Genomic DNA, 25,221 nt, shown 5'->3' on the forward strand with positions numbered 1-25,221 from the left:
CAAACCGTAACCGAGGTTGAGAGATGCCCACCGAATCGCGACTGCCGGCCTGCTTCAAGGCCTACGATATCCGGGGCCGGGTCCCCGAAGAGCTCAACGAGGATCTGGCCCACCGCATTGGTTTGGCTTTTGCCGCCCAGCTTAAACCCCGCCGGGTGGTGATCGGCTGCGACATCCGCCTCTCCAGCCCGGGACTCAGCGCCGCCCTGGCCCGGGGCCTGCGGGAAGCGGGGGTGGAGGTCTTGAAGCTGGGGCTCTGCGGCACCGAAGAGGTTTACTTCGCCACCGCCCACCTCCAAGCCGACGGCGGCATCATGGTCACCGCCAGCCACAACCCCGCCGACTACAACGGCATGAAACTGGTCAGGGAGCAGGCCCGGCCGATCTCCGGCGATTCCGGCCTCAACGAGATCGGGGCCCTGGCGGTGGAGCTGGGCCGGGGGGGAAGCCCGCGGCCGGTCCCCGCCACCCCGCCGGAGCAGATCGGCGGCTGCAAGCACGTTTGCCGGCCGGCGGCCACCCGGGCGGCCTATATTCAGCACCTGCTGGGTTATATCGATCAGGCCAAACTTAAACCCCTGACCATCGTGGCCAACCCCGGCAACGGCGGGGCCGGGGCGGTGGTGGACGCCTTGGCCGCCCACCTGCCCTTCACCTTCATCCGCCGGCAATGGGAGCCCGACGGTCGTTTTCCCCACGGGGTGCCCAACCCCCTGCTCCCGGAAAACCGGGAGGTCACCGCCCAGGCGGTCCGGGAGCACCAGGCCGATCTGGGACTGGCCTGGGATGGGGATTTCGACCGCTGCTTCTTCTTCGATGAACAGGGCAACTTCATCGAGGGCTACTATCTGGTGGGGTTGCTGGCCCAGGCCATGCTGGCCCGCCACCCCGGCGGCAAGATCATCCACGATCCCCGCCTGACCTGGAACACCGAGGAGATCGTGCGCCGAGCCGGCGGGATTCCGGTGCTGGCCAAAACCGGGCATGCCTTTATCAAGGAGCGGATGCGCCAAGAGGACGCGGTTTACGGCGGCGAGATGAGCGCCCACCACTATTTCCGCGATTTCTCCTACTGCGATTCGGGGATGATCCCCTGGCTGCTGGTTTGCGAACTGCTGGCCACCAGCGGCCGCACCCTGGGCCAACTGGTGGCCGCCATGCAACAGGCCTTTCCGGTGAGCGGCGAGATCAATCGCCGGGTGGCCGATTCGGCAGCGGCCATCGCCCGGGTTAAGGCCTGGTGCGCCGATCTCCCCGGCGCCTACGATTACACCGACGGGCTCAGCTTCAGCGGCGACCAGTTCCGCCTTAATCTGCGCTCCTCCAACACCGAACCCCTGCTGCGGCTCAATATCGAAACCCGGGCCAACCCGGAACTGTTGCGGCGAATCACCGCCCAAGTCCTGGCCCTGATTGAAACAACCGACTGACGGACTGAAAAGATGCGTTTTTTATTGGCTTGCGCCACGATCCTGCTCCTTGCCGCCCAGGCCCAGGCCAGCGAACTGACGGTCAAGGTCACCAAAGTGGAGAGCGCCGAGGGGGGGGTTTACGTGGCCCTCTACGGCCTCGAAGATGGTTTTCCCAGCCGGCCCTGCCGCTGGTGCCAGAGGGTTCCCGCCCAACCGGGCACGGTGGCGGTGCTTTTTCCCCACCTGCCCCCGGGCCGGTACGCCGTTTCGGTTTACCACGACGTTAACGGCAACGGACGGCTGGACACCAACCGCTTCGGGGTTCCCACCGAACCCTACGGTTTTTCCCTGGACGCCCGGGGTTCCTTCGGGCCACCCTCCTTCGAGGATGCCAGCTTTACCGTGGCCGACCAGCCCCTGGCCCTGGAGATCAACCTGGTGAGCAACCCTCCGGCCCCGGAGCCGGAGCCGGAGCCGAATTTCTAACCGCTGCCCCCGGCCGAGCCCTGGCCGTTAACGGGTCACCCCATCATTATTTTGGGTATATACCAAAAACTCCCTTGACAGCCACTTAAGCATCTCCTAATGTTGGCATATGTTCAAAACTGCCGGGGCGGGGTTGGGTTTCCGATCCCCACCGGGCTCATAAAAAGTTTACGCCAGGGAGGTATGGAAATGCAGCAACAGGATCTTTACCGCACGGAAAGCAGCAAGCCGGTGGCCCAATTTGCCAGGGACCTGAAAGAGGTGGCCGCCACATATGGTTTTGTGGTCCACAACGCCGAGAAGATGGCCATGGCCGAGGCCTTTGCCCGCCACAACGCCCCGGTGGCACCGGATTTCGATCTCCATATGATTCAGCTCTGCAAACCGGAAAAGGCCGCCCAGAGCATGGGGGCCAACCCCGAACGCTCGGTGCTGATGCCCAAGTTCGTCATGGCCTTCAGCGGCGAGGGAAAAACCCAGATCCGTTTTTTGCGCTATAACGCCGAGGAGATCGCGGCGGTGGTCGGTGATCCCCAGTTTCCGGCCTCCCTGGCCGAAACCTACGGGCGGATCGTCACCATGATCGAAGAGGCCAGGTAACCGTACGGGGCAAGCACCATGTGGAATTTATTGCAGAAAATCAACAAGCAACTGGTCTACGCCATCCCCGCCATGATGGCGTTGGGTTTTCTCTTCGGCACCATGGTCGACCGGGAGCAGGTGCGGGGCCTGACCATCCTGATCGTTCCCCTCACCATCCTGATGGTTTACCCGATGATGATCTCCCTGAACATCGCCCAGCTCAAGGCGGGGGTCAAAAACGTCAGGCTCCAGGGGGTGACCCAGTTGGTCAACTTCGCCCTGATCCCCTTTTTGGCTTACGGCCTGGGGCTCTTCTTCTTCCCCGATCGCCCCTACCTGGCCCTGGGGCTGCTGCTGGCGGCCCTGCTGCCCACCAGCGGCATGACCATCTCCTGGACCGGCTTTGCCCGGGGCAATCTGGGGGCGGCCATCAACATGACGGTGATCGGCCTGACCCTGGGCTCCCTGCTGACCCCCCTTTACCTGCAGTGGTTGATGGGTGCCCGGGTGGAGGTGGATATGGCCCAGGTGGTCAAGCAGATTCTGCTGATCGTTTTCCTGCCCATGACTCTGGGTTATTTTACCCGCCAGGGGCTGGTGGCCCGCTACGGTCAGGAGGGCTTCAAGAAAAACTGGGCGCCCCGCTTTCCCCCCATCTCCACCCTGGGGGTGCTGGGGATCGTCTTTGTCGCCATCGCCCTCAACGCCCGGACCATCGGGGAGCAACCGGCCCTGCTGCTGGCGGTTATTCTGCCCCTGCTGCTGCTTTATCTGGCCAACTTCACCATCAGCACCCTGGTGGGTCGGCTGCTTTTTGCCCGGGGGGATGCCATCGCCCTGGTTTACGGCACGGTGATGCGCAATCTCTCCATCGCCCTGGCCATCGCCATCAACGCCTTCGGCACCCAGGGGGCGGACGCGGCCATGGTCATCGCGGTGGCCTATATCGTGCAAGTGCAAGCCGCGGCCTGGTACGTGCGCTTAACCGATCGTTTCTTCGGACCGGTGCCGGCCACCGCCTGAAAAGCGGCGCCATTCCGCGATCAATAAATAACCAACTAAAACCTAAAAAAGGAGCTGTTATGAAAAAGTCACGAATCGCCATCCCTTCCAAGCTACCGGGAGGACTGGCGGGGATGCGCTCGGAGCACTTCGGCCACTGCGATCTCTTTACCCTGGTGGATATCACCGAGGGTAAAATCGAGCAGGTGGATACCATCGCCAACGTGGAACATGGAGCCGGCGGCTGCCTGGCCCCGGTCAAACTGTTGAGTGGTAACGGGGTCAACGCCATGGTGGTGGGCGGCATGGGTAAAAGGCCGTTGATGGCCTTTCACGAGGAGGGGATTGAGGTCTATTACGCCCCCCAGGATCTCTACCCCAGCGTCCAGCTGGCCCTGGAGGGCTGGCTGGCGGCCCGTTTCGAGAAAATGAACGGCGACCAGGCCTGTCAGGGCAACTGCCATAGCTAAGTAAGCTGATCTTCCCCCGGGAGGGCCCCTTCGCTTTCGGTGGGGGGGGCGCTCTCCGGGGGAGACTCCTCGCCCTCGAAAACCAGGGCGGCACCTTCCACCAGGGCTTCGGTCACCTTGCGCCGGGCATTGGTGAGAATTCGCTGCACCGTCCCCCGGGAAACCCCCATCCGCTCGCCGGCCTGCTCCTGGAACAACCCCTCCAGATCACACAACTTGAGAACTTCCAACTCGTCGCGCTGGAGGACGATCTGGCGCAGCTCGCGCAACGGCTTCCCCGTCGGCTTGAAGGCCTGGCCGCAAAGCTTGAGTTGACAATGGCGTTGTTTTTTAGGTCTGGGCACAGGGCTTCCTTCCTGGTTTAGATTGGTCTGGCCGTCGCCATTTTCTACCAGTAATCAGCGCAAAAAGCAAACGGCCGGCCCAGGGTCGGCCGCCATCACACGAAATACAAAAACGTAACTTTTTTTCTTGACTATCCCCCGGCCCTGACCTATGGTGCGCGAAATCAAATTTCGTAACACGAACTACCCCCACCCAGGAGAAAGCGCCGATGCAGGAACCCATCAGTCCGGAACAGATCGAACAGACCATCGCCTTCCATGGCCACCAGTGCCCCGGCCTCTGGATCGGCATTCGGGCCGCCGAGCTCTGCCGGCGGGAGCTGGGCGCCCACCAAGACCAGGCCCCCCTGGTGGCGGTGGTGGAGACCGACATGTGCGGAGTCGATGCCATCCAGGTCCTGACCGGCTGCACCTTCGGCAAGGGCAACCTGATCCACCGGGATTACGGCAAGTCGGCCTTCTCCTTTTTTCGCCGCCGGGACGGCAAGGGGCTGCGGGCTCTGTTCCGGAACGCGGTGATGGGGGAGACGGGGCCGGAGCTGCGGGAGCTGATGAAAAAGGTCTTTGCCGGCCAGGCCAGCGAAGCGGAGAAAAAACGGGCCGGGGAACTCAAGGAGGAAAATCGGCAAAAGGTGATGGCCGCCTCCCTGGAGGAGCTTTTCACCATCAGCGAACCGGGCCCCATCCCCCGGGGAGCCAAAATTCTCGACAGCCTGGAGTGCGTGGCCTGTGGGGAGTCCACCATGGAGTCCCGCACCCGCCGCTTTGCCGGCCAGACCTACTGCATCCCCTGCTTTGAGCAGGTGGAGCAGAAAAAATAGCTCGCCGGCGACAACAAGAGAGGTAAGAGATGATCCGTCCCACCCTCCGGCTGGCCGCCCTTCTCCTGCTGCTGCTCCTGCTGCTGCCGGCCGGCCCGGCCCACGCCCAGCTCGAGGAGCTCCGGATCGCCGACAGCCGGGGCGACTGGGGGCCCCCCAGCCCCTATCTCCACTACCCCCGGGGGCCCGGCTATATCCGGATGAGCTGGCTCTTCGACACCCTGATCTGGAAGGACCGGGAGGGGTTTATTCCCGCCCTGGCCGACTCCTGGGAGTTCAATCCGCAGGAACTCAGTTATACCTTCAACCTCAACCCCAAGGCCAAATGGCACGACGGCCGGCCGCTGACCGCCGCCGACGTGGCCTTCACCATCGAACTGTTCCAACGCCACCCCTACCATTGGGTCAATGTCGAGCATATCGACCACAGCGAGGTCAGGGGCCCCCATCAGGTGGTGATCCGGCTGCAAAAACCCTACGCCCCCTTTCTGGCCGACGTGGCGGGCACCATGCCGATCCTGCCCGAGCATATCTGGCGGGAGGTGGCCGATCCCAGCGCTTTGCGGACGCCCGAGGCCTTTATCGGCAGCGGCCCTTATCGCCTGGGCGACTACAACCCCACCCAGGGCAGCTACCTCTACCTGGCCTTTGCCGACCACCACCAGGGGGCGCCCAAGGCCCGGCGCCTGATCTACCTCCGCAGCGGCCAGCCCCTGGTTTCCCTGGGCAACCGCCAGGCGGACCTGGCCCAGATCAGCCCCGAGATGGTGACTCCCCTGCAAAACCAGGGTTTCACGGTGATCCGGGATGAACGGGGCTGGAACAAGAAGTTGATGATCAACCATCAGCGGCCCCCCTTCAACGATCGCCGCTTCCGCCAGGCCCTGGCCCACGCCATCGACCGCCGGGAGCTCATCGCCAAGTCCCAGCGCGGTCATGGTCGCCCCGCTTCCTACGGGCTGCTCTCTCAAGACCATCCCTGTTACAACCCCGAGCTGCCCGATTATCCCCCTGACCCGGAGCGGGTCCGCGCCCTGCTGGCCGAACTGGGTTTCAGCCCCGACGCAAATGGCTTTTTCCAGCACCAGGACCGGCCGTTGCAGGTTGAACTGCTGGTTTCCAACATCACCGCCAGCGGCCAGAGCGCCCCCGACCGGGACGGCGAGGTGGTCAAGATGCAACTGGAGCGGGCGGGGATCAAGGTAGCCCTGATCAACCTGGAACAGGCCACCACCGACCAGCGGGTGAAAAGCTGGAACTTCGACCTGGCCCTCTCCGGCCATGGCGGCATCGGCGGCGATGCCAGGATACTCAACGAGATGATCTCCGCCAAGTACGGCGCCGGCTCGGTGAACAGCGCCCGCTTTGACCAGAACCCGGAGCTCAACCGCCTGCTGGATCAGCAGCTGCTGGCCATGGACCCCGAGGAGCGGCGCCGAATCGTGGGGCGGATTCAAGAACTCCACGCCCGGGAGCTGCCGGCGATCCCCCTCTACTATCCCGACTCCTACTCCGCCTACCATCCCGCTCCCGGCATCGCCTGGTTCTATACCCGGGGCGGAATCGGCAAGGGAATTCCCATCGCCCAGAACAAGGTTGCCCTGCTCAACGGGCCCCCCCCGGCCCCGTGAAGCATCCCCACCGCTTAGGCTATCTGCTGGCCGCCCTGCTGCTGATCTACGCCGCCTACCGCCTGCCGGGGCTGCTGCCCGGGGATTATGTCACCGCCATGTACGCCGACTCCCACGTCAGCCTGAGCGTCGAGGAGGAGCGGGCCCTGCGGGAACGCTATGACGATAACGCCGGTTTTCCCGGCTACCTGGGGCGGCTGGCCACCCTGGAGTGGGGCTACTCCCTGGGCCACCACGCTCCGGTTTCCGGCCTGATCCTCACCGCCCTGCCCTGGACCCTGTTGCTGATGGGTTCCGCCCACCTGCTCAGCACCATCCTGGGTTTTATCGCCGGGGTGGAGGCGGCCTGGCGGCGGGGGGGCAAGCTGGAAAAAGCCGGGGTGGGCGGGATGACCATCCTCCAGGGGGTGCCGGAGATCGGCAGCGGGGTGCTGCTGCTGATGCTCTTCTCCTATAAGCTGGGCTGGCTGCCGGCGGCGGGGGGAATGACCCTTTACGCCGAGCTGGGGCCGGGGGCCCGGCTGCTGGACCTGCTCCGCCACCTGACCCTGCCCCTGCTCACCCTGATGCTGGCCTACTTCCCCGGTAACTTCCTGCTGGCCCGGGCCAGCATGGTGCTGGTGCTCAGGCAGCCCTTTCTGGAAACCGCCCGGGCCAAGGGGCTGCCTCCCGCGCGAATCCGCTATCACCATGGGGCCCGCAACGTGCTGCTGCCCATGGCCACCCGCTTCGGCTTGCGGCTGGCCTTCATGATCACCGGGGCCCTGGTGGTGGAAACCATCTTCGCCTATCCCGGCCTGGGCACCCTGCTCTTCAACGCCATCGCCATGCGTGACCTGCCCCTGGTCCAGGGGATCGTCCTCTTCTCCGCCCTGGCGGTACTGGGGGTCAATCTGGCCCTGGACCTGCTTTACGGCCGCCTGGACCCGCGAACCCAAAGGGTGGGCCATGTCCGCTGATCTCAGGCGCCTGACGGCCGACCCCTGGTTTGTGCTCGGCGGCGGGTTGGCCCTGCTGCTGGCCCTGCTGCTGTTATTGGCCCCCTGGCTCAGGGCCCACGACCCCCACGACATGAGCTTTACCCCCCTGACTCCCCCCTCGGCGGCCCACTGGCTGGGGGTCAATGACGGCGGCATGGATATCTGGGCCGAACTGCTGACCGGACTGGGCAACACCCTGGCCTTCGGCCTGATCACCAGCCTGCTGGGCCTGACCCTGGCGGTGACCATCGGCCTGACCAGCGCCTGGTTCCGGGGCCTTACCGACGCCCTGCTGATGCGGCTGGCCGATCTGCTGCTGGCCATTCCAGCGGTGATGATCCTGATTCTGCTGGCCACCTTCTTCCAACCCGGTCCGGCCCCCCTGGCCCTGGTTCTGGCCCTGCTGGCCTGGCCCTCGGGGGCCAAGGTGATCCGGGCCCAGGCCCTGACCCTCCAGGGACGGGGTCATCTGCTGGCCGCCCGCCAGATGGGAGCCGGCAGCCCCTACATCATCGGTCGCCACCTGCTGCCGGAACTTTTTCCCCTCTATCTGATCAGCCTGGCCGCCCTGGTGCGGATGGCGGTCTTCATGGAGGCCTCCCTGAGTTTCCTGGGACTTTTTGATCCCGGCCGCAAATCCCTGGGGATGATGATCCGCCAGGCCCTGAACTATTACTATCTGGAGGTCTGGTGGCACTGGCTGCTCCCTCCCATCCTCCTGCTGACCCTGCTGGTGATGGCCTTTACCTTCCTGGCGGTGAGCCTGGAGAAACTTTTCGATCCACGCTTGAGGGGAGTCTGGTGAACCTGACCATCCATGATTTAAACGTAACCTATCAGAGCGGCGGCCATCGCCTGACCGCCCTGGAAGAGGTATCGCTGCGACTAACCCCCGGCCGAATCACCGGTCTGGTAGGGGAATCGGGCTCGGGCAAAACCTCTTTGGGCAAGGCCCTGCTGGGGTTACTGCCGGAAAACGCCGATTTTTCCGGCAGCATCCGCCTGGGAGAACTGGAGTTGGTGGGGGCCGACGAGGAGCGACTCAACGCCATCCGCTGGCAACGGATCGCCCGGGTGCCGCAAAACGGAGCGGCCAGCCTCAATCCCGTCCACCGCCTGGGCAAACAGGTGGCGGAACCACTGCTGGCCCACCGGGGCCTGAGCTGGAAGGAGACCGGGGAGAGGGTGGCGGCGGCCCTGGCCCGGGTGGGGCTGAGCCCCGAACTGGCCCGGCGCTTCCCCCACGAGATCAGCGGCGGCGAGCTGCAACGGGCCATGCTGGCCATGGCCCTGATTCTGGAGCCGGAGTTTGTGATCCTGGATGAACCCACCGCCGCCCTGGACGCCGTCAACAAGGGGCTGATCGGGGAACTGATCCGCCATTGCGCCGAGCGGGGCGCCGGGGTGCTGCTGATCAGCCATGATCTGCAACTGGTGAACCAACTGGCCGACGAGCTGGCGGTCCTCTACCTGGGCCAGGTGATGGAGACCATGCCCGGACCCGATCTGCTGACCGACCCCCGCCACCCTTACACCCTGGCCCTGGCCCGCTCCTATCCCGGACGCGACACCCACCGCGATCTGGGGGGCATCCGCGGCGACGCCCTCTATCGGGTGATCCATCGCCACCGCGAACCGGGCAGCGCCACTCCCCACGACCACGCCCACCTGGTGGGCAGCGCCACCTCCCACGCCGATTGCCATCTCCCGGCCCGGGGCTGTCTCTTCCAAACCCGCTGCACCCAGGCGGTGGCGGCCTGCGCCCGGGAGGAGGTAACCCTCCGGGGGGCGGGAGAACATCAGGTGCGCTGCCTGCGGGGGGGGATTGCCGTCGAGCTGGAATTGCGGGGGATCTGCAAAAGTTACGGCCAGGTGGCGGCCTTGCACCCCACCGACCTGAGCCTGCGGGCCGGGGAGACCTACTGCCTGGTGGGGGAATCGGGTTCGGGCAAGAGTACTTTGGCCCTGCTGGCCACCGGCCTGCTGGAGCCGGACCGGGGCCGCCGGATTTTTCAGGGCCGGGAGCTGACCCGGTGGCTCAAGGAAGATCGCCGGGGCCTGGCCCGGCGGATCGGCCTGATCCAGCAGCACCCGGCCCGGGCGGTGAGCCATCGCTTGACGGTGGCGGAGATCGTGGCCGAACCGCTCAGGCTGCAAAGGCCGGAGTTGAACCCGGCGGAGCGGCAACAACTGGTGGAGGGGGCCCTGCGGGACGTCCATCTCACCGCCGAACCGGAGTTCCTCACCCGCTACCCCCACGAACTCAATCTGGGGGCCCTGCAGCGGGTCTGCATCGCCCGGGCCCTGGTGGGCAACCCGGAACTGCTGGTGGCCGACGAGCCCACCAGCGCCCTGGACCCCGGCGTTCAGGCCAAGGTGCTGAAACTGCTGCTTGATCTCCAGATCGAGCGGGGGCTGACCATGCTCTTTATTACCCACGATCTGGGGCTGGCCCGCAAGATCGCCGACCGGATCGGGGTGATGCGGGCCGGGCGCCTGGTGGAAGAGGGGCCGGCGGCCCGGCTGCTCAACCACCCGACTGATCCCTACACCCGCCGCCTCTGGCAATGTGGGGCCGGCAACGAGTAGCGATCCCGTTTACTTCCGGTGCATCGGCAGGCTCAGGGCCTTTTTGGGGCAGTTGACCACGCAGTTTTCACAGCGCATGCACTCCAGGCTGGGCACCGCCCCCTGTTCCTTGTAGGCCCCGGGGTAGGTCTGGATCGGGCAGACCTTCCGGCACAGGCCGCACTCCTTGCAATCCGCCGAGACCTGCAACAGGTTGGTTTTAGGCGCCAGCACCCCCTGCATGGAGGCCATGGGGCAGAAGTTGCACCAGGAGCGGGGCTTGAAATAGAGGCCGAAGGCGATGGCAATGGTGGTGGCCACCGTCCACATCATCACAAAGACCGCCCCGATTTTGGCCGGGTCGCCGCCGGACATCACTAAACGGCTGGTCATCAGCCCCATCAAAGCCGCGAAGAAGAGCCAGCGAAACCAGCTTTTCTTGAACAGCTCCGGCATCTCCCGCCCCAGGCTGATCCTGGCGATGACCCGCTCGTGGAAGGCCCCCATGGCGCAGAGCCAGCCGCAGTACCAGCGGCCCCAGAAAAAGGTCAGCCCGATCATGGTGATCATCATCGCCAGGGCCAGATAGCCCAGGTAGGGATAGAAGTAGCCCCCGATGATCACCAGCGGCACCAGGGGGGCCAAAAAATATTGGATGGTCCTGCGAGAAGCCTTTTCCCGTATCTTTTTCATCTCCAACCGCCTTGCGCAAATGGTTAAGCAATAAAGTAATTCACTAAACCATTAAATAACATGACGGGAGGATTTTGTCAAGGAACAGGAGCGGTCGCCGGGGCCTCTTTAATCTTCGATTCGGATCGCCCGGCGATTGAGCAGGGAGCCGTCCAGCCGATAGAGCTCGGTGATGGCCCGGCGATGGGCGATGATGGCGTCAACCTCGGCCAACTGGCTTTCCAGCAGGTCCCGCTGGGCCTGGGCCACGGCCAGGGCGGTGCCCCGCCCCACCTCGAACTTGACCTGCTCCACCCGCAGCACCTTCTCCTGCAGGCGGCGGCGCTCGGTCGAGGCGAAGATCTGGGCGTAGGCCCGGTTGGCCTCCAGGTGAGCCTTGTGAACGTCGGCCACCACCAGTTGGGCCAGGTTGGCCAAAGCGGCCCGGGCCTGGGCCTGGCTGGCCCGGGCTCGGCTGTCGGCGGCGCCGGCGGCCCGATTCCCCCCCAGATTGAGATTGAAGCGCAACCCCAGGCTGCCGGCATACCCTGAACCCTCGCCGATATCGGACCAGGATGAGCCGAAGCTGTCGGCATATCCGGTTTTGCCCAAGGAGAGGAAGAGATCCAGCCGGGGCAGCAGGCCGTTGCGGGTCTGGACGATATCCAGCTCTCCCCGTTTAAGACGCAGCCGGGCCTCCTCCAGGTCGGGCCGCGAGATAACGGCCAGGGCGACATGGTCGGCCACCGGGTCGGGTTGCAGCTCCAGCCGCCGGGGCTGGTCTTGGGGCACCACCATGATCGACCAGTTATCGCCGCCCCCCCCGGCCGCCGCCGGCTGGGGATTAAGCAACCGCAACAGGTCGATCCGGGCCTGGTCCCGGCGGCTTTCACCGTCGATCAGGCTCTGGCGGCGAAAGGCCAGTTCGGCCTCGGCCGCCGCCACCTCGATCTCCGGGACGGTGCCCACCTCGATCCGGCGTTGGACATCCCGCAACTGGGCCTCGGCCACCCGCAGGGATTCCTGGAAGATGGCGATCCGGCTCTGGGCCAGCACCAGATTCCAATAACTGTTCTCCACCTCCGCCACCAGGGCCTCGGTGAACCCCCGCAACTCGTAAAGGGAGGCCAGACTCTCCAGTTCGGCCCGGCGAATGCCGGCCAGGTTGGCCTCCCGGCTGCCCCCCCGCAACAGGGCCTGGGTCAGGGTCAGGTAGGCCCCCGCCCGCTGCTGGTAGCTTCCCCCCGCCACCGGCTCGCGCCGCTGCTGCTCCAGGGCCAGCTCCAGGGCGGTGCCGCCGCTCAGCTCCCGCTCCAGCCCCAGGCGGTAGTTCTCGCCCTCACTGGTGAGATAATCATCACCCAGGCGGCTTTTTTCACGACTGGCGGTGGCTTCGGCAAAGAGGGCGGGATCGAACACCGCCCGCTCCTGCTCGACGAAGGTGCCGGCGATCAGCGGCTGGTAAAGCTGGACCCCCAGGGCCCGATTGTTGCGCAGGGCCAGAAAAACCGCCTCCTCCACCGTCAACGGCAACCGCCCCTGGGCGTCGGGCGCCGGCAGAACGATTTCGGCCCGGGGCCGGGGAAGATAGCGCTCGATATCGGGCTCCCCGGCCGCCGCCGGAACGGGGGCGGCCAGCAGCAGAACCGGCAGGGCCAGGGCGACCAGCGCCGCCGCCCCCGCTTGGCCGGCGCCCCCCGCTCCCGTTGCCCCCGTTGGCCCGGAACGGGCGTAAAAGAGGGAGTAGAGTACCGGAATCAGCAGCAGGGTGATAAAGGCGGAGCTGAGCAGGCCGCCCACCACCGCCCGGGCCATGGGGGCCTGCTGCTCACTGCCCTCCCCCATCCCCAGGGCCAGGGGCAGCATGGCAAAGGTGGTGGTCAAGGTGGTCATCAGAATCGGGCGTAAACGGCGGCGACCCGCTTCCATGGCGGCTTCGTAGGCCGACCACCCTTCGCCGCGCCGCAGCCGGGAAGCCTGGTCGACAATGAGAATGGCGTTATTGACCACAATTCCCACCAGCATGATTCCTCCAATATAAGAGTTGGCGTTCAGGGTGGTGCCGGTGAACAGCAGCATGGTCACCACCCCGATCAGGGCCATGGGCACCGAAAACATCACGATCAGGGGGTCGCGCAACGATTCATAGAGGCTGGCCATCACCATATAGACCAGAATAACCGCCAGCAGCAAGCCCAGGGCCATCTCGCTGAACGCCTTCTCCTGCTGCTCGTAGTCGCCACCGAAGGTGATATCGATGCCCCGGGGCACCGGAATCTCCGCCAGTTTGGCCCGGACATCGGCCACCACCGAGCCCATGTCGCGGCCGCTGAGGTTGCCCTGGATGCGGCTGATCCGCTGCTGATCCTGACGCTCGATGGTCAGCGGCCCCTCGGCCCGCTCCACCATTACCACATTGCGCAGGGCCACGAACTCCCCCAGGTCGTTGCGGACGGTGATATTCAAAATATCGTCGAAATCCAACTGCTCGGCATCCTTGAGGCGCATGAAGATCCGGTACTCGTTGCCGCCGTCCCGGAACTGGCCGGCGGTGGAACCGGCCATGGCGGTCTCGATGGTCCGGGCGATTCCGGCCACCGACAGGCCGAGATCGGCGGCCCGTTGGCGATCGATCCGCAACAGCTCCAGGGGCACCCCGCCCTCCCGACTCAGGCGGAGATCGGTGATCCCCTCCACCTCCACGATGGCGTCCCGCACCTGGCGGGCCATGCGATCGAGCAGATCAAGCTCGAAACCACGCACCTCGATACTCAGCCGTTCATCCTCGCCCCCGGCCGCCAGGCGCAGAATAAAGAGGCCACCGCTGCGGGTGGTGACCCGGGCGCCGGGAATCGCCTGCAACAGGGGGCGCAGGGCGGCGGCGATCTCCTCGCTGGAACGCTGCCGCTCCCGGGCCGGCACCAGGGCCAGCCGAATGTCGGCGTTGGCCGGGGCTCCGGTACGAAAAGAGGTGCCACCGATCTGGACCACCGAAGAGCGGGTTTCAGGCACCGCCGGCAGCACGATCCGCTCCACCTCCCGCACCTTGCGGTCCAGCAGGGCCAGTTGGGTGCCGGTCTCCATCTCCACCGCGATCCGCACCTGGCCCTCGTCGGCCTGGGGGAGAAACTCGCTGCCCAGTTGGGAAAGCAGCATCAGGGCCAGGAGAAAGAGGCTCATGAAACCGATGATCACCAGGCCGCGATTGCGCATCGCCCCTGCCAACAGGCGCTGATAAAACTCCTCCAGCCCGCTGAAGATGGCGGCGGTGAGCCGCAGCAGACCCCCGGCCGGACCGCCCCGGCCGCGACTGTCGGCCGGGGGCTGGACCAGGCGGGCGGCCAGCATCGGGGTCAGGGTCAGGGCCACCACCAGGGCGGCCAGCAGGGCAAAACCCACCACCAGGGCCAACTGGCGAAAGAGAATGCCGGCCAGCTGTTCGGCAAAGAGCATGGGCAGAAAGATCACCAGGGTGGTCAGGGTGCCGGCCACAATGGCGGCGGCCACCTCGCCGGTGCCCCGCACCGCCGCCTCGGGGGCGGCCAACCGCTCCTTGTCCCGCAGACGGGCGATATTTTCCAGGACCACGATGGCGCTGTCCACCATCATCCCCACCCCCAGGGCCAAACCGCCCAAGGTCATCAGGTTGAGGGTGAAACCGCCGAAATAGACCAAGGCGAAGGTGGCGACCACCGACACTGGAATCGCCACCGCCACCACCAGGGCGGAGCGGACGCTGCGCAGAAAGAAGAGCAGCACCAGGGAGGCCAGGGCGCCGCCATAGAGCAACGAGCGGCCGACATTGTCGATGGAACGCTGAATATACTCGGAAAAATCGATGATCGGCACGATCTCCACATAGGGGAAATCGCGGTTGAGCCGCTCCACCTCCCGCAGCACCTCGCGGGCCACCTGGACGGTGTTGGCGTCGGGCTGCTTGCGCACCGCCAGGCGAACCCCCGGCTGGTCGTTGATCCGCACGATCCGGGTCACCTTGCGATGGGTGTCGCGGATCTCCGCCACCTGCTCCAGGGTGATGGGGGCCCCACCCCGCACCGTCAAGACGGTGGCGGCCAATTCCTCCAGGCTGGTAAACTGGCCCGGGGTGCGCAGGGTGACATCCAGCCGCCCCCGCTCGATCTCGCCGGCGGGCACGGTGATGTTGGCGTCGCGGATCGCCTGGCGGATGCCGTCCAGGGTCAGGCCCAGGGCCTGGATCTTGTCGGGCAGCAGATTGACCTGGATCTCCCGTTCCAACCCGCCCCAGACATCCAGGGAAGCCACCCCCGGCACCCGCTCCACCCGGAAACTCATCTGTTCGTCGATCAGCCGTCGCAACTCCAGGGGATCCAGGGGACTGGCGGCCCCCAGAATCAGGACCGGGGTGGCGGAGATATCGAATTTGCGCACTTGGGGCCGGGTGACATCATCGGGCAGCAGGTGCATGATCCGGTCCAGCCGATCCCGGAGATCGTTGGCCGCCACGTCGATATCGGTCCCCCAGGCAAAGGAGACCCGGACGTTACTGATCCCCTCCGAAGAGTTGGAGTTGATGCTCTCCACCCCGGCCACCGCCGCCACCGCCTGCTCGATGGGCCGGGTGATCAGCTCCTCCACCTCCTCGGGGCTGGCGTTTTCGTAGCCGGCCGAGATGGTCAGGGTGGGATAGGTGACCTCGGGCATCAGATCGATGGGCAGACGGGCCAAAGAGACCGCCCCGACGATCACCGCGATCAGGGTGACCATGGTGGTGAAAACCGGGCGACTGACCGTGAACCGGGCCAAATTCATCGGTTTCCACCCTGCTCCCGCTCCCGGGCCGAACCCGGGGTCGCATGGCCGGGCACCGTGATCCGGCCGCCATCACTAAGCAGATGCTGCCCCAGGGTGACCACCCAGCCCTCAAGTTCCGGTTGAACGATCTCCACCTGTTCCCGATCCTGCAACCCCAGATACACCGGCACCCGGCGGACGACCCCCGCTTCCAGATCGGCCAGATAGAGGGCGTAACCGCCGGCCCGTTCCAGCAGAGCCGCCCGGGGCACCAGCTGGGCATCTTGGCGACGGGCCAGTTCAACCTCCAGGCGCACGAACATCCCCGGTTTCAGGATCTGGTCGGGATTGGGCACCTCCACCTCCAGCCGGGCCTGGCGGGAGGCCTCCCGGATCACCGGAGCCAGCCGAGCCAGGGTGCCGACAAAGCGCCGCTCCTCAATGGCATCGGCGGCCACCAGCACCTCCCGGCCCACCGCCAGCCGGGGATAATCCCGCTCCGGAACATGGGCCACCGCCACCAGCCGGTCGAGCCCGACCACGGTAAAGACCGGGGCGTTGGCGGCCAGCAGGGTGCCGGCATCGACCAGACGTTCGGCGATTACCCGGGGCTGCTCATCACCCTGCCAGTCGGCCCGGATATTGGTGTAGGAGAGCCGCAGCTCGGCGCTGTCCAGGGCGGCCCGGCGCTGAGCAACCTGGGCGGCGGCCATGGCCACCCGGGCCTGCTGGGCCTGGTGATCGGTCAGGGCCCGATCCAGCTCCGCCTCGGAGGCCACCCCCTGGCCCCGCAAGCGCTCAATCCGCTCCAGTTCCCGGGCCCGGGCGGTGAGAGAACTTTCCGCCTCGGCCAGTCCCGCCTGGGCCACCGCCAGTTCCGCCTGGGCTCGGACCACTTCCAGCCGATACTCCTCGTCATCCAGCCGCCCCACCACCTGGCCCCGCTGGACCAGGTCCCCCAGATCCACGGTCAGCTCCAACAGCCGACCGCTGACCCGGGCGGCCAGTTCGAAACGGGCGGCCGGCTCCAGGGTGCCGGTAAAGGAGCGCCGCTCGATGATCGGCCCCCGGGTCACCGGGGCCACCTCCACCGCCACCGCCACTCCGCCTCCCCGGGCTCCCGGCGGGCCGGGGGCTTGGGGAACGGCGCCATCGTCGTCGGAGAGATACCAGTAGGTCAACAGCAGCAAAAAAAGCGCCAGGCCGGCGCCAACCAGAGTTTTCAAATGTTGTCGTTTCATGGGTAAATAATAACTAGATTCCGGAATATTGTAAAAAAGTAATCGTGCAAAACGGCTTTTGCCCTTTGGGCAGAGACACTTGACCGGCCATGAAGTTGCATGTTATTTCTGCCCAACAGGCAAACGAGGGAGGCAACCCGCCGATGAGCAGCACGGATGAACATTTCATGGACCTGGCCCTGGAACAGGCCCGGACGGCCCTGCTGGCCGGGGAGTTTCCGGTGGGAGCGGTGCTGGTGGCCGGCGGCCGGGTGGTGGCCGACGGTGGCCGCCGCAACAGCCGGAGCGGCGGCCCGGAAATTCCGGCCAATGAACTCGATCATGCCGAAATCGTGGCCCTGCGGGAGTTGCTGGGCCGCCAACCGGCGATCGAGCGCCGGAGCCTGACCCTCTATTCGACCATGGAGCCCTGCCTGATGTGCTACGCCACCCTGCTGCTCAACGGCGTGCGCCGCATCGTTTACGCCTATGAAGACGCCATGGGCGGCGGCACCAACCTGCCCCTGCCGCAACTGGCCCCCCTCTACCGCGAGATGGCGGCGGAGGTGGAGATCGTGCCCCATGTCCGGCGGCAGCAGAGCCTGGAGCTGTTCAAACAGTTTTTCCGCGACCCGGCAAACAACTACTGGCGGGGCAGCCTGCTGGAAAAGTACACCCTTGCCGGGAAATAGTATGCGCCGATCTCTTTTTCTCCCCATCCTGCTGCTTCTGCTGCTGCTCCCGCCCCTCCCCGCCCGGTCGGCGGCGGCGGAGAACGCCCCCCGCTGGGTGGCGACCCGGGAGCTGGGCCAGGTCGCGATTTTCCCCCGGCATACCGCCCCGGCCACCGTGATCAGCCGCAACGACAGCCGGTTAAGCTCCGAGATTCGGGCTAAAATCAAGCATATCCCGGTGCTGGTCGGGCAAACGGTGGCACCGGGCCAGACCCTGGTGGAGTTTGTCTGCGATGATTATCTGATCGCCCTGGGGGCCGCCGAGGCCGGCCTGGAACTGGCGACGCTCCAGGAAGAGCGGGCCCGGGTCCTGGAGGAGCAGCAGGCGGTGCCCCGGGAGTATGGGGAGCAGCGCCGGGCGGAACTGGCCGCGGCCAAAGCCCGGCAGGAGAAAGCGGCCCTGGACGTCCAGCGCTGCCGCCTGAGCGCCCCCTTTGCCGGGATCGTGCTGGCCCGACTGGCTTCCGAGGGTGAATACGCCGATATCGGCAGCCCCCTGCTCCGCCTGCTGGCCAGCGAGCAACTGGAGGTGACCGCCCAGGTTCCCCTGGATGGCAGCACGTCCCTGGCGGCGGCCGCCGAGTTCCAGTTGGAGGTCAATGACCACCGCTTTCCCCTGGAGCTGCGCATCCTGGTGCCGGCCATCGACCCCCAGGCCCGCAACCGGGAGGCCCGCCTGCTCTTCACCGGCCCTCCGGCCCTGCCCGGCACCGCCGGCCGCCTGGTCTGGACCAGCCCCCGTCCCCATCTGCCCGCCGATCTGGTGGTGCGCCGGGAGGCGGGGCTGGGTTTTTTTGTAGCCGAGGGGCAACGGGCCCGCTTCATCTCCCTGCCCGAGGCCCGGGAAGGCCACCCCGCCGCCCTGGAACTGCCGCCGGCCACCCTGATCATCGACACCGGGCGCCACGGCCTCCGCGACGGCGATCCCATCCGGATCGAGGGCGGCCCCGGCAACAACCCCGCCAGCCGCCGCTAAGCCGCCATGCTGGCTCGCCTCTACCAAAACCATGTGCTGGCCAACCTGACCTTTGCCCTGGTACTGGTGATGGGGGCCCTGACCTACGCCCTGCTCCCCCGGGAACAGGAGCCCACCGTCAACTTCAACTGGATCGACATCACCACCATCATGCCCGGGGCCGCCGCCGAGGATGTGGAAAAGAGGGTGACCGACGTGCTGGAACAGGCGGTGCGCCGGGTTTCCGACATCAGGTTCGTCTCCAGCAACAGCCGGGAGGGGGTTTCCAATATCCTGGTCCGGTTCGATGATATCGACGAACGGACCTTCGACCGCCGGCTCAACGATCTGCGGCGGGAGGTCCAGACCAAGAGCGACGAGCTGCCCGATGCCGCCGAAGACCCCCATATCACCGAAATAACCTCCGCCAACGCCTTCCCCACCGCCATGCTGGTGGTGACCGGCCCGGCCGCCGACGAAAACCTGCGCCGCCAGGCCGAGCTGGTCAAACTGGGGATCGAACGGCTGGCCGGGGTGGATCGGGTTTACGATTCCGGCCTGCCCGGCCCGGAGCTGCAGGTCGATTTCATTCCCCAGCGGCTGGCCGCCCTGGGACTGAGCCCCACCGACCTGGCCGATACCGTGGCCCAGTCGTTCCGCGACGTGGCCGCCGGCTCCCTGCGGGTGGGCGAGGTCAACTGGCTGGTCCAGTTAAGCGGGGCCGACCCCGATCCCGCCCGGCTGGCCGCCCTGCCGGTGGTGGGGGCCAAAGGGGAGGTGACCCTGGGGAGCATCGCCGAGGTGGCTCGGGGCCGGGAGGAGCCGCGGCGGCTGGTCCGCTTCCAGGGCGATCCGGCGGTGATGCTGGCGGTGACCAAGATGGGCAAGGCCAACACCCTGGAGCTGGTGGCCGAACTGGATCAATATATCGCCCAGCGCAACGCGGTGGCCGGCCAGACCGGGGTGCGCCTGACCCTGATCGACGACCAGACCGAAACCACCCGCCACGCCCTGGCGGTGATGCAGAACAACGCCCTGATCGGCCTGACCCTGGTCCTGCTGGTGACCTGGATCTTCCTGGGCAGCCGGATCGCGCTGCTGGTCACCATCGGCATCCCCTTCTCCCTGGCCGGCACCTTCTGGCTGCTGGGCCACCTGGGCCAGACCCTCAATATCAGTGTCCTGCTGGGGGTGGTGATCGCCCTGGGGATGATCGTCGATGACGCGGTGGTGGTGGTGGAGGCGATCTATTATCGCATCCAGCGCGGGGTTTCCGCCCTCCAGGCCGCCCTGGAGGCCCTGCGCGAGGTGTTTGCCCCGGTGACCACCTCGATCCTCACCACCATGGCCGCCTTTCTCCCCCTGATGCTGCTGCCCGGCATCGTCGGCAAGTACATGCTGGTGATTCCCCTGGTGGTGACCACGGCCCTGGCGGTCAGCCTGCTCCAGGCCTACTGGATGATCCCCACCCACGTCACCATGCTGAATATCAACTTCCAGCGCCCCTCCCGGCTGCACCCCTGGCGGGTGCGGCTGCTCAGGACCATTCGCCACCACTACGCGCGGCTGTTGATCAAGGCCCTGCGCCGTCCCAAACTGGTGGCGGCGGCGGCCGCCCTGCTTTTCGCCCTCTCCGGGGCGGCCATCGGCGGCGGCCTGGTGAAATTCGACTTCTTCGCCTCCGACCCCCTGCGGCTCTTCTATGTCAATATTGAGATGGCCGAAGGCACCCCCCTGGAGCAGACCCTGGCCGCGGCGGCCCGGGTGGAGGAGCGGCTGCTCACCCGGCTACGCCCCGAGGAGCTGCAGGCCACCGTGGCCTACGCCGGCCAGATGTTCACCGAAACCGCCCCCTTCCAGGGCGACCATTACGGCCAGGTTTTCGTGGTCCTGCAACCCCGGGCCCCCCACCTGCGGGAGGTGGACGAGGTGATCGAGGCGGCCCGGGAGACGGTGATGGCCACCGCCGGCCCGGTCAAGCTCTCCTTTCTCCGCCTGGCGGGAGGGCCGCCGACCTCGCGGCCGATCAATCTCAAGGTGCGGGGGGATGAGTTTGCCGAAATCCGCCGGGCCGCCACCGCCTTAAAAGAGATCATGGCCGACCAGCCGGCGATCCACGACATCACCGACGATGACAACCCCGGCCGCCTGGAGCTGCGGCTGACGGTGGATCACGACGCCGCCCGCCGGGCGGGAATCCCGCCCCTGCAGGTGGCCCGCTCCCTGCGGCTGCTGGTGGACGGCGAGGTGGTGGCCGGCATGCAGGACGGCGGCGAGGAGCTGGAGGTGCGGGTACGGGCCCGGCCCCGGGTCTTCGCCTCTCTGGACGGCCTGCTGCAACAGACCCTGCCGGTGGCCGGTGGGGGCAATATCGCCCTGGCCGAGCTGGTCAACGCCGAAACCCGCCGGGGCCCGGCCGGGATCCGCCACTACAACTTCCGCCGAACCATCACCATCGAAGCCGACCTGAACCGAGAACTGCTGGACACCGTGGCCGCCAACCGCTGGCTGGCCCGGGAGTGGGAAATGATCCGGGCCGATTATCCGGATATCGATCTCGATTTTTCCGGCGAGCTGGACGACATCATGGAGAGCCTGAACGCCATCGGGGTGCTTTTTCTGCTGGGGGCCGGGCTGATCTATCTGATCCTGGGCACCCAGTTCAAAAGCTACTTCCAGCCCCTGCTGATTCTGGCCACCATCCCCATGGCCTTTACCGGGGTGGTGATGGGCCTGCTGGTCACCGGCAACCCCTTAAGCCTCTTCACCCTTTACGGGGTGGTGGCCCTGGCGGGGATCGCGGTCAACTCGGCCATCGTCCTGATCTCGGCCGCCAACGCCCGCCTGGCCTCCGGCCTGGGCCTGACCGGCGCCACGGTTTACGCCGCCCGTCGCCGGGTGGTGCCGATCCTGATCACCACCTGCACCACCATCGCCGGCCTCTTCTCGCTGGCCACCGGCCTGGGCGGCAAATCCCTGCTCTGGGGCCCGGTGGCCACCGCCATCGTCTGGGGGCTGATGGTCTCCACCCTGCTTACCCTCTTCGTGGTCCCGGTCCTCTACCGCCTCACCATGGCCCGAGGCAATCGCCGGCCGGCCAGCGGTTAGCGGGAGCGGGAGCGAAGACGGCGGGCCATGTAGAGTTTGGCGACCAGAAAGAGACCGGCCAGAATCAGCAGGGGAGCAAGCAGTTGCCAGGTGACGAACCTGGCCCCCTCGTCAGCCCTGGTGACCTGATGGATGGCGGTGGCGTAAAGATAACCCTTGACCCCAAAGCCGATCAGGGTGGCGGGAACAAAGGCGGTCAGCGGCAGTTGCAGAATACCCGCCCCGTAATTGATCACCGAATGGGGAAAACCGGGCAGCAACCGCACCGCGCTTAGGGCGACAAAATCGCCATGCCGCTGGAGAATGGCAAAGAGGGGAGAGTTGGTGATCCGGGAAGTCATCCCGTCGGAGAGGCGGCGGGAAAAGAAGTAGGCCGCCACCGCCCCCCCCAGCCCCCCCAGGGCGATGATCAGCGCCGCCGGCCCGGGCATGAACAGCACCCCGCTGATCCAGATAAAGATGGAACCGGGCAGGGCCAGGGTGTAGGCCAGGATCATCAGCAGGGTGATCAGGGGGGGAAACCACCAGTGATGGGCATAGCCCCGGCTGATCTCCAGCACTTCAAACCAGTCGACCAGCTCCAGGTACTGCACCGCTATCCCGGCAAGCAGCAGGCCGGGTAAAATTAAGGTTTTCAGCGGCAGGCCGCGTTTTTTTTCTTTTACCACCAGTTCATCCATGGGTTGATTGTCGCTCCACCAGCCGGGCCACCCGGGCGTGGAGGGCTTGGGCGATCCTTTCCGGAGGGGGACTTTCTCCCCCCCCCTTCTCCAGTTGCTCGGGTCGCAGCACCGGCCCGAACTCGATGCTCAGCCGGTGCCAGCGGGGCCAACGGCGATGCCGGGGCCAGACCTGGTAAGCCCCGTGGATCGCCACCGGCACCACCGGCACCCGGCGCCGATCCAGCAGGATACCGATACCGGGGCGAAACTCCAGCAGTTGGCCGCTTATTGAACGCTCTCCCTCCGGGAACCAGACCAGATTGTCACCCCGCTCCAGGATCAGGGCGGCGAAGGCCAGGCTGGAAGCGGTGGCCCGGCGCGGATCGACGGGCACCACCTGGCCCAGCCGGCAGATAAAACGGAAAAAGGCGTTGCTGAAAGCGACCTCGCTGAGCCCGGCAAAGCGGGTGCGACGCATTACTTCAAAAGGCAGAGCCGCCCCCAGGACAAAGGGGTCGACATAACTGACGTGGTTGGGGGTAATGACCAGGGGGCCGGTGGCGGGCAGATTGGCCAGCCCCTTGACCCGCAGCCGGAAAATCCCCCGGAAAATGGCCCGGTTCAGTTGGTAAAGCAGCCAGGCCAGCACCCGCTGGGGGAGATTGTGGGGGGCCAGCCAGCGCCGCTGACCGGCATCCAGCACCGCCGCCGGATCGGCCAGGGGGTCCAGGGGGGTAAACCCTTTGGCCTGCTCGGCGGGATGGGCCACCTCCTCCAAAAGATCCCGCACCGTTTCGATCCGGCCGATGGTCTCCTCGCTCAACTCCAGGTTGAAGTGGCGGCCGAGATCGGTGGCCAGGTTCAGCCACTCCAGGGAATCCACCCCCAGATCGAGATGGGGGCTGGTATCGGGAGTAAGCCGCACCGCCGGGTAACGCCGGGCCAGCCACTGCCAGACCTCCCGGGCGGCCGGCACCTCCAGCAGGGCCCGATCGTGGTCGGACATCTCATGGGGGTCGATGGCCCCTCCGGCCCCGGCCCCGGCCTCCCGCTCCTGCTTGGCCTGCTGGTAGCGGCCCTCCAGCAGGTGGCGACGAATCTTGCCCAGCCGGGTGCGGGGCAGGGCCTCGCGGCTGACCGCGTACTGATCCGGGCGCTGATAGGAGGGCAGATCACGGGAGAGTTCCAACAGGGCGGCGCGCAGGGCCGCTTCGATATCGTGTTCCCCGGCCCGGCGCAAAAGGGCCAGATCCGGCACCAGCAGCACCGCCAGCCGTTGCTGGTACTGCAAAACCCCCGCCTCCCGGATAAAGGGGTGGGCGGTCAGGATCTCCTCCAGGGGCTCGGGCTGGATATTCTTGCCGCCGGCGGTGACGATCAGGGTGGAGGCCCGGCCGGAGAGGAAGAGATAACCCTGGTCGTCGATCCGGCCCAGATCGCCGGTGCGAAACCAGCCGTCGGCGGTGAAGGCGGCGGCGCTCTGCTGCGGCAGGTTGCGATAACCGGCAAAGACGTTGGGGCCTCGGGCCAGCACCTCGCCATCACTTCCCCCCTCTTCCCGGGCCGGTCGGTCGATCCGCAACTCCACCCCCGGCACCGCCCGGCCGACGCTGCCGAAACGACCAGCGGGCGGATTAACCGTGAGCAGGGGCGAGGTTTCGGTGAGCCCGTAGCCGATGGCCACCTTCCAGCCCAGGGCTTCCAGCTTCAGGGCCAGCTCCGGGTCCAGGGCCGAACCGCCCGAGGCCAGCAGGCGCAGGGAAGGCCCCAGTTTGCGGTGCAGCGGCCCCAGCAGCAGACGCCCGGCCCGCACATGCAAATAACGGCGCAGGGCCAGGGCCAGGGCGGAAGCGGTCTTGAAGTAAAGCCCGGCCAAACGCCCCCCGGCCGCCGCCTTGGCCGCGATTCCATCCACCATGGCCTGATAGAGGCGAGGCACCCCGATCATGGCGGTGGCCTCGCCCTCCTTGAGGGCCCGCAAGATCCGGGGGCCGGTGGGGGCGTCGGGCAGGATCAGGGGCAGCCCCAGCCAGAGGGGGCCCAGCAGACCGATCACCAGGGGATAGACATGGTGGAGGGGCAACGGCAGCAAAACCCGGTCGCCGGGTCCCACCAGGCCCAGCTCGGCCATGGTGTTGAGCTGAAAGGCCAGGTTGGCGTGGCTGAGGGGCACCCCCTTGCCCCGGCCGGTGGTGCCGGAGGTGTAGAAGAGGGCGGCGGGGTCCCGGGGTCGGGCCGGGGCCAGGGCCCGGTCGGGCCCCGAGGGCAGGGAGTCCAGCAGCAGCAGACGGGGAGCGGTTTCCCCGGGCAACTTGGCGAACCGCTCTGCCTGGACGGCGGAGGTGAAGAAGAAGCGGGCCTGGCTGTCCTGGAGCACATGGGCCAGCCCGTCGCGGCCAAGTTGCAGATCCAGCGGCATGACCACCGCCCCCACCCACCAGCCGGCCAGGGCGGCCACCACCCATTCCGGCCGGTTTTCGGCCAGCAACCCGATCGGCTCGCCGGGCTTAACCCCCAGCTCGCGCAAGCCCCCGGCCAGCCGGGCCGCCGCCGCCGTCAACTCGCCATAACTGATCTGCCGCCGCACCTCGCCCTCGATCACCACCAGGGCGGGCCGATCACCATGGGCAACCAGCCGGGTAAGCAACTCCTGCAAGGTGGAACAGCTCACAACATTTTACCTCGATCTATTCACGGCCTGACAATTACAAACCTGCGGTAGGATTAGACTTTTTACTTGCAATAAGCTACCCGCCCCATTAAGAAATGTAAATGGCCGATTTAGCTTAAGTGCTGGTTGG

General features: G+C 66.3%; 19 protein-coding genes. 13 read left to right on the forward strand and 6 right to left on the reverse strand.

Annotated elements, in window-relative coordinates:
• The first annotated feature begins 23 nt into the window (after positions 1-23).
• The 5 genes from ACHHRT_RS07880 (at position 24) to ACHHRT_RS07900 (ending at position 3,952) form a co-directional block, all read left to right on the forward strand.
• Positions 24-1,430, forward strand: a complete 1,407-nt coding sequence (locus tag ACHHRT_RS07880; RefSeq protein ID WP_395499207.1) for a phosphohexomutase domain-containing protein — start codon at positions 24-26, stop codon at positions 1,428-1,430.
• Positions 1,431-1,442: 12 nt separating this feature from the next.
• A complete protein-coding gene (locus ACHHRT_RS07885; protein ID WP_395499208.1) occupies positions 1,443-1,898 on the forward strand; it encodes a DUF2141 domain-containing protein in 456 nt (151 codons plus the stop codon).
• 189 nt (positions 1,899-2,087) lie between these two features.
• Positions 2,088-2,498 carry a DUF302 domain-containing protein gene (locus ACHHRT_RS07890; RefSeq protein WP_395499209.1) on the forward strand — a complete coding sequence of 137 codons (411 nt, stop codon included), beginning with the start codon at positions 2,088-2,090 and terminating at the stop codon, positions 2,496-2,498.
• 18 nt (positions 2,499-2,516) lie between these two features.
• Positions 2,517-3,503, forward strand: coding sequence for an arsenic resistance protein (locus ACHHRT_RS07895; RefSeq protein ID WP_395499210.1), 987 nt, complete (start codon positions 2,517-2,519; stop codon positions 3,501-3,503).
• A gap of 59 nt (positions 3,504-3,562) precedes the next feature.
• Positions 3,563-3,952: a NifB/NifX family molybdenum-iron cluster-binding protein gene (locus tag ACHHRT_RS07900; RefSeq protein WP_395499211.1), complete on the forward strand. Its 390-nt coding sequence runs from the start codon at positions 3,563-3,565 to the stop codon at positions 3,950-3,952.
• Here ACHHRT_RS07900 and ACHHRT_RS07905 read toward each other — a convergent pair.
• Positions 3,949-4,296, reverse strand: a complete 348-nt coding sequence (locus ACHHRT_RS07905) for a DUF134 domain-containing protein (RefSeq protein ID WP_395499212.1) — start codon at positions 4,294-4,296, stop codon at positions 3,949-3,951. The two genes, ACHHRT_RS07900 and ACHHRT_RS07905, sit on opposite strands and share 4 nt — an antisense overlap.
• 209 nt (positions 4,297-4,505) lie before the next feature.
• Here ACHHRT_RS07905 and ACHHRT_RS07910 point away from each other — a divergent pair, with 209 nt between their 5' ends.
• The 5 genes from ACHHRT_RS07910 to ACHHRT_RS07930 are packed head-to-tail and all read left to right on the forward strand — an operon-like array spanning position 4,506 to position 10,317.
• Positions 4,506-5,117 (forward strand): FmdE family protein, encoded by a 612-nt coding sequence (locus ACHHRT_RS07910; RefSeq protein ID WP_395499213.1) that lies wholly within the window; start codon positions 4,506-4,508, stop codon positions 5,115-5,117.
• Positions 5,118-5,146: 29 nt separating this feature from the next.
• A complete protein-coding gene (locus ACHHRT_RS07915; protein WP_395499215.1) occupies positions 5,147-6,748 on the forward strand; it encodes an ABC transporter substrate-binding protein in 1,602 nt (533 codons plus the stop codon).
• On the forward strand, positions 6,745-7,707 hold the full coding sequence (locus ACHHRT_RS07920) for an ABC transporter permease (protein WP_395499216.1): 963 nt from the start codon (positions 6,745-6,747) through the stop codon (positions 7,705-7,707). Before ACHHRT_RS07915 ends, ACHHRT_RS07920 begins: the two co-directional genes overlap by 4 nt.
• The gene (locus tag ACHHRT_RS07925; protein WP_395499217.1) at positions 7,697-8,533 is read left to right on the forward strand and encodes an ABC transporter permease; all 837 of its coding nucleotides are present in this window, start codon (positions 7,697-7,699) and stop codon (positions 8,531-8,533) included. The genes ACHHRT_RS07920 and ACHHRT_RS07925 overlap by 11 nt, the downstream gene beginning before the upstream one ends.
• Entirely contained in the window at positions 8,530-10,317 is a 1,788-nt protein-coding gene (locus tag ACHHRT_RS07930; RefSeq protein ID WP_395499219.1) for an ATP-binding cassette domain-containing protein, read from the forward strand. The genes ACHHRT_RS07925 and ACHHRT_RS07930 overlap by 4 nt, the downstream gene beginning before the upstream one ends.
• 9 nt (positions 10,318-10,326) lie before the next feature.
• On the opposite strand, the gene ACHHRT_RS07935 is transcribed toward ACHHRT_RS07930, so the two are convergent.
• From ACHHRT_RS07935 to ACHHRT_RS07945, 3 genes are all read right to left on the reverse strand, one after another.
• Positions 10,327-10,989 carry a 4Fe-4S binding protein gene (locus ACHHRT_RS07935; protein WP_395499220.1) on the reverse strand — a complete coding sequence of 221 codons (663 nt, stop codon included), beginning with the start codon at positions 10,987-10,989 and terminating at the stop codon, positions 10,327-10,329.
• 108 nt (positions 10,990-11,097) lie between these two features.
• A complete protein-coding gene (locus ACHHRT_RS07940; protein ID WP_395499221.1) occupies positions 11,098-15,759 on the reverse strand; it encodes an efflux RND transporter permease subunit in 4,662 nt (1,553 codons plus the stop codon).
• Positions 15,756-16,982: an efflux RND transporter periplasmic adaptor subunit gene (locus ACHHRT_RS07945; RefSeq protein WP_395499223.1), complete on the reverse strand. Its 1,227-nt coding sequence runs from the start codon at positions 16,980-16,982 to the stop codon at positions 15,756-15,758. Before ACHHRT_RS07945 ends, ACHHRT_RS07940 begins: the two co-directional genes overlap by 4 nt.
• A 143-nt stretch (positions 16,983-17,125) precedes the next feature.
• Between ACHHRT_RS07945 and ACHHRT_RS07950 the strand changes: the two genes are divergently transcribed.
• The 3 genes from ACHHRT_RS07950 to ACHHRT_RS07960 are packed head-to-tail and all read left to right on the forward strand — an operon-like array spanning position 17,126 to position 21,758.
• On the forward strand, positions 17,126-17,653 hold the full coding sequence (locus tag ACHHRT_RS07950; protein ID WP_395499225.1) for a nucleoside deaminase: 528 nt from the start codon (positions 17,126-17,128) through the stop codon (positions 17,651-17,653).
• Between the two features lies 1 nt (position 17,654).
• Positions 17,655-18,671 (forward strand): efflux RND transporter periplasmic adaptor subunit, encoded by a 1,017-nt coding sequence (locus ACHHRT_RS07955; protein ID WP_395499226.1) that lies wholly within the window; start codon positions 17,655-17,657, stop codon positions 18,669-18,671.
• 6 nt (positions 18,672-18,677) lie between these two features.
• On the forward strand, positions 18,678-21,758 hold the full coding sequence (locus tag ACHHRT_RS07960; RefSeq protein WP_395499227.1) for an efflux RND transporter permease subunit: 3,081 nt from the start codon (positions 18,678-18,680) through the stop codon (positions 21,756-21,758).
• Here the strand turns inward: ACHHRT_RS07960 and ACHHRT_RS07965 are convergent.
• Positions 21,755-22,438, reverse strand: a complete 684-nt coding sequence (locus ACHHRT_RS07965; protein ID WP_395499228.1) for a TVP38/TMEM64 family protein — start codon at positions 22,436-22,438, stop codon at positions 21,755-21,757. The genes ACHHRT_RS07960 and ACHHRT_RS07965 overlap by 4 nt on opposite strands.
• Positions 22,431-25,091, reverse strand: a complete 2,661-nt coding sequence (locus ACHHRT_RS07970; protein ID WP_395499230.1) for an AMP-binding protein — start codon at positions 25,089-25,091, stop codon at positions 22,431-22,433. The genes ACHHRT_RS07965 and ACHHRT_RS07970 overlap by 8 nt, the downstream gene beginning before the upstream one ends.
• Positions 25,092-25,221: the final 130 nt, after the last annotated feature.

The organism is Desulfurivibrio modestus, from assembly GCF_044068625.1.
Lineage (GTDB): Bacteria > Desulfobacterota > Desulfobulbia > Desulfobulbales > Desulfurivibrionaceae > Desulfurivibrio.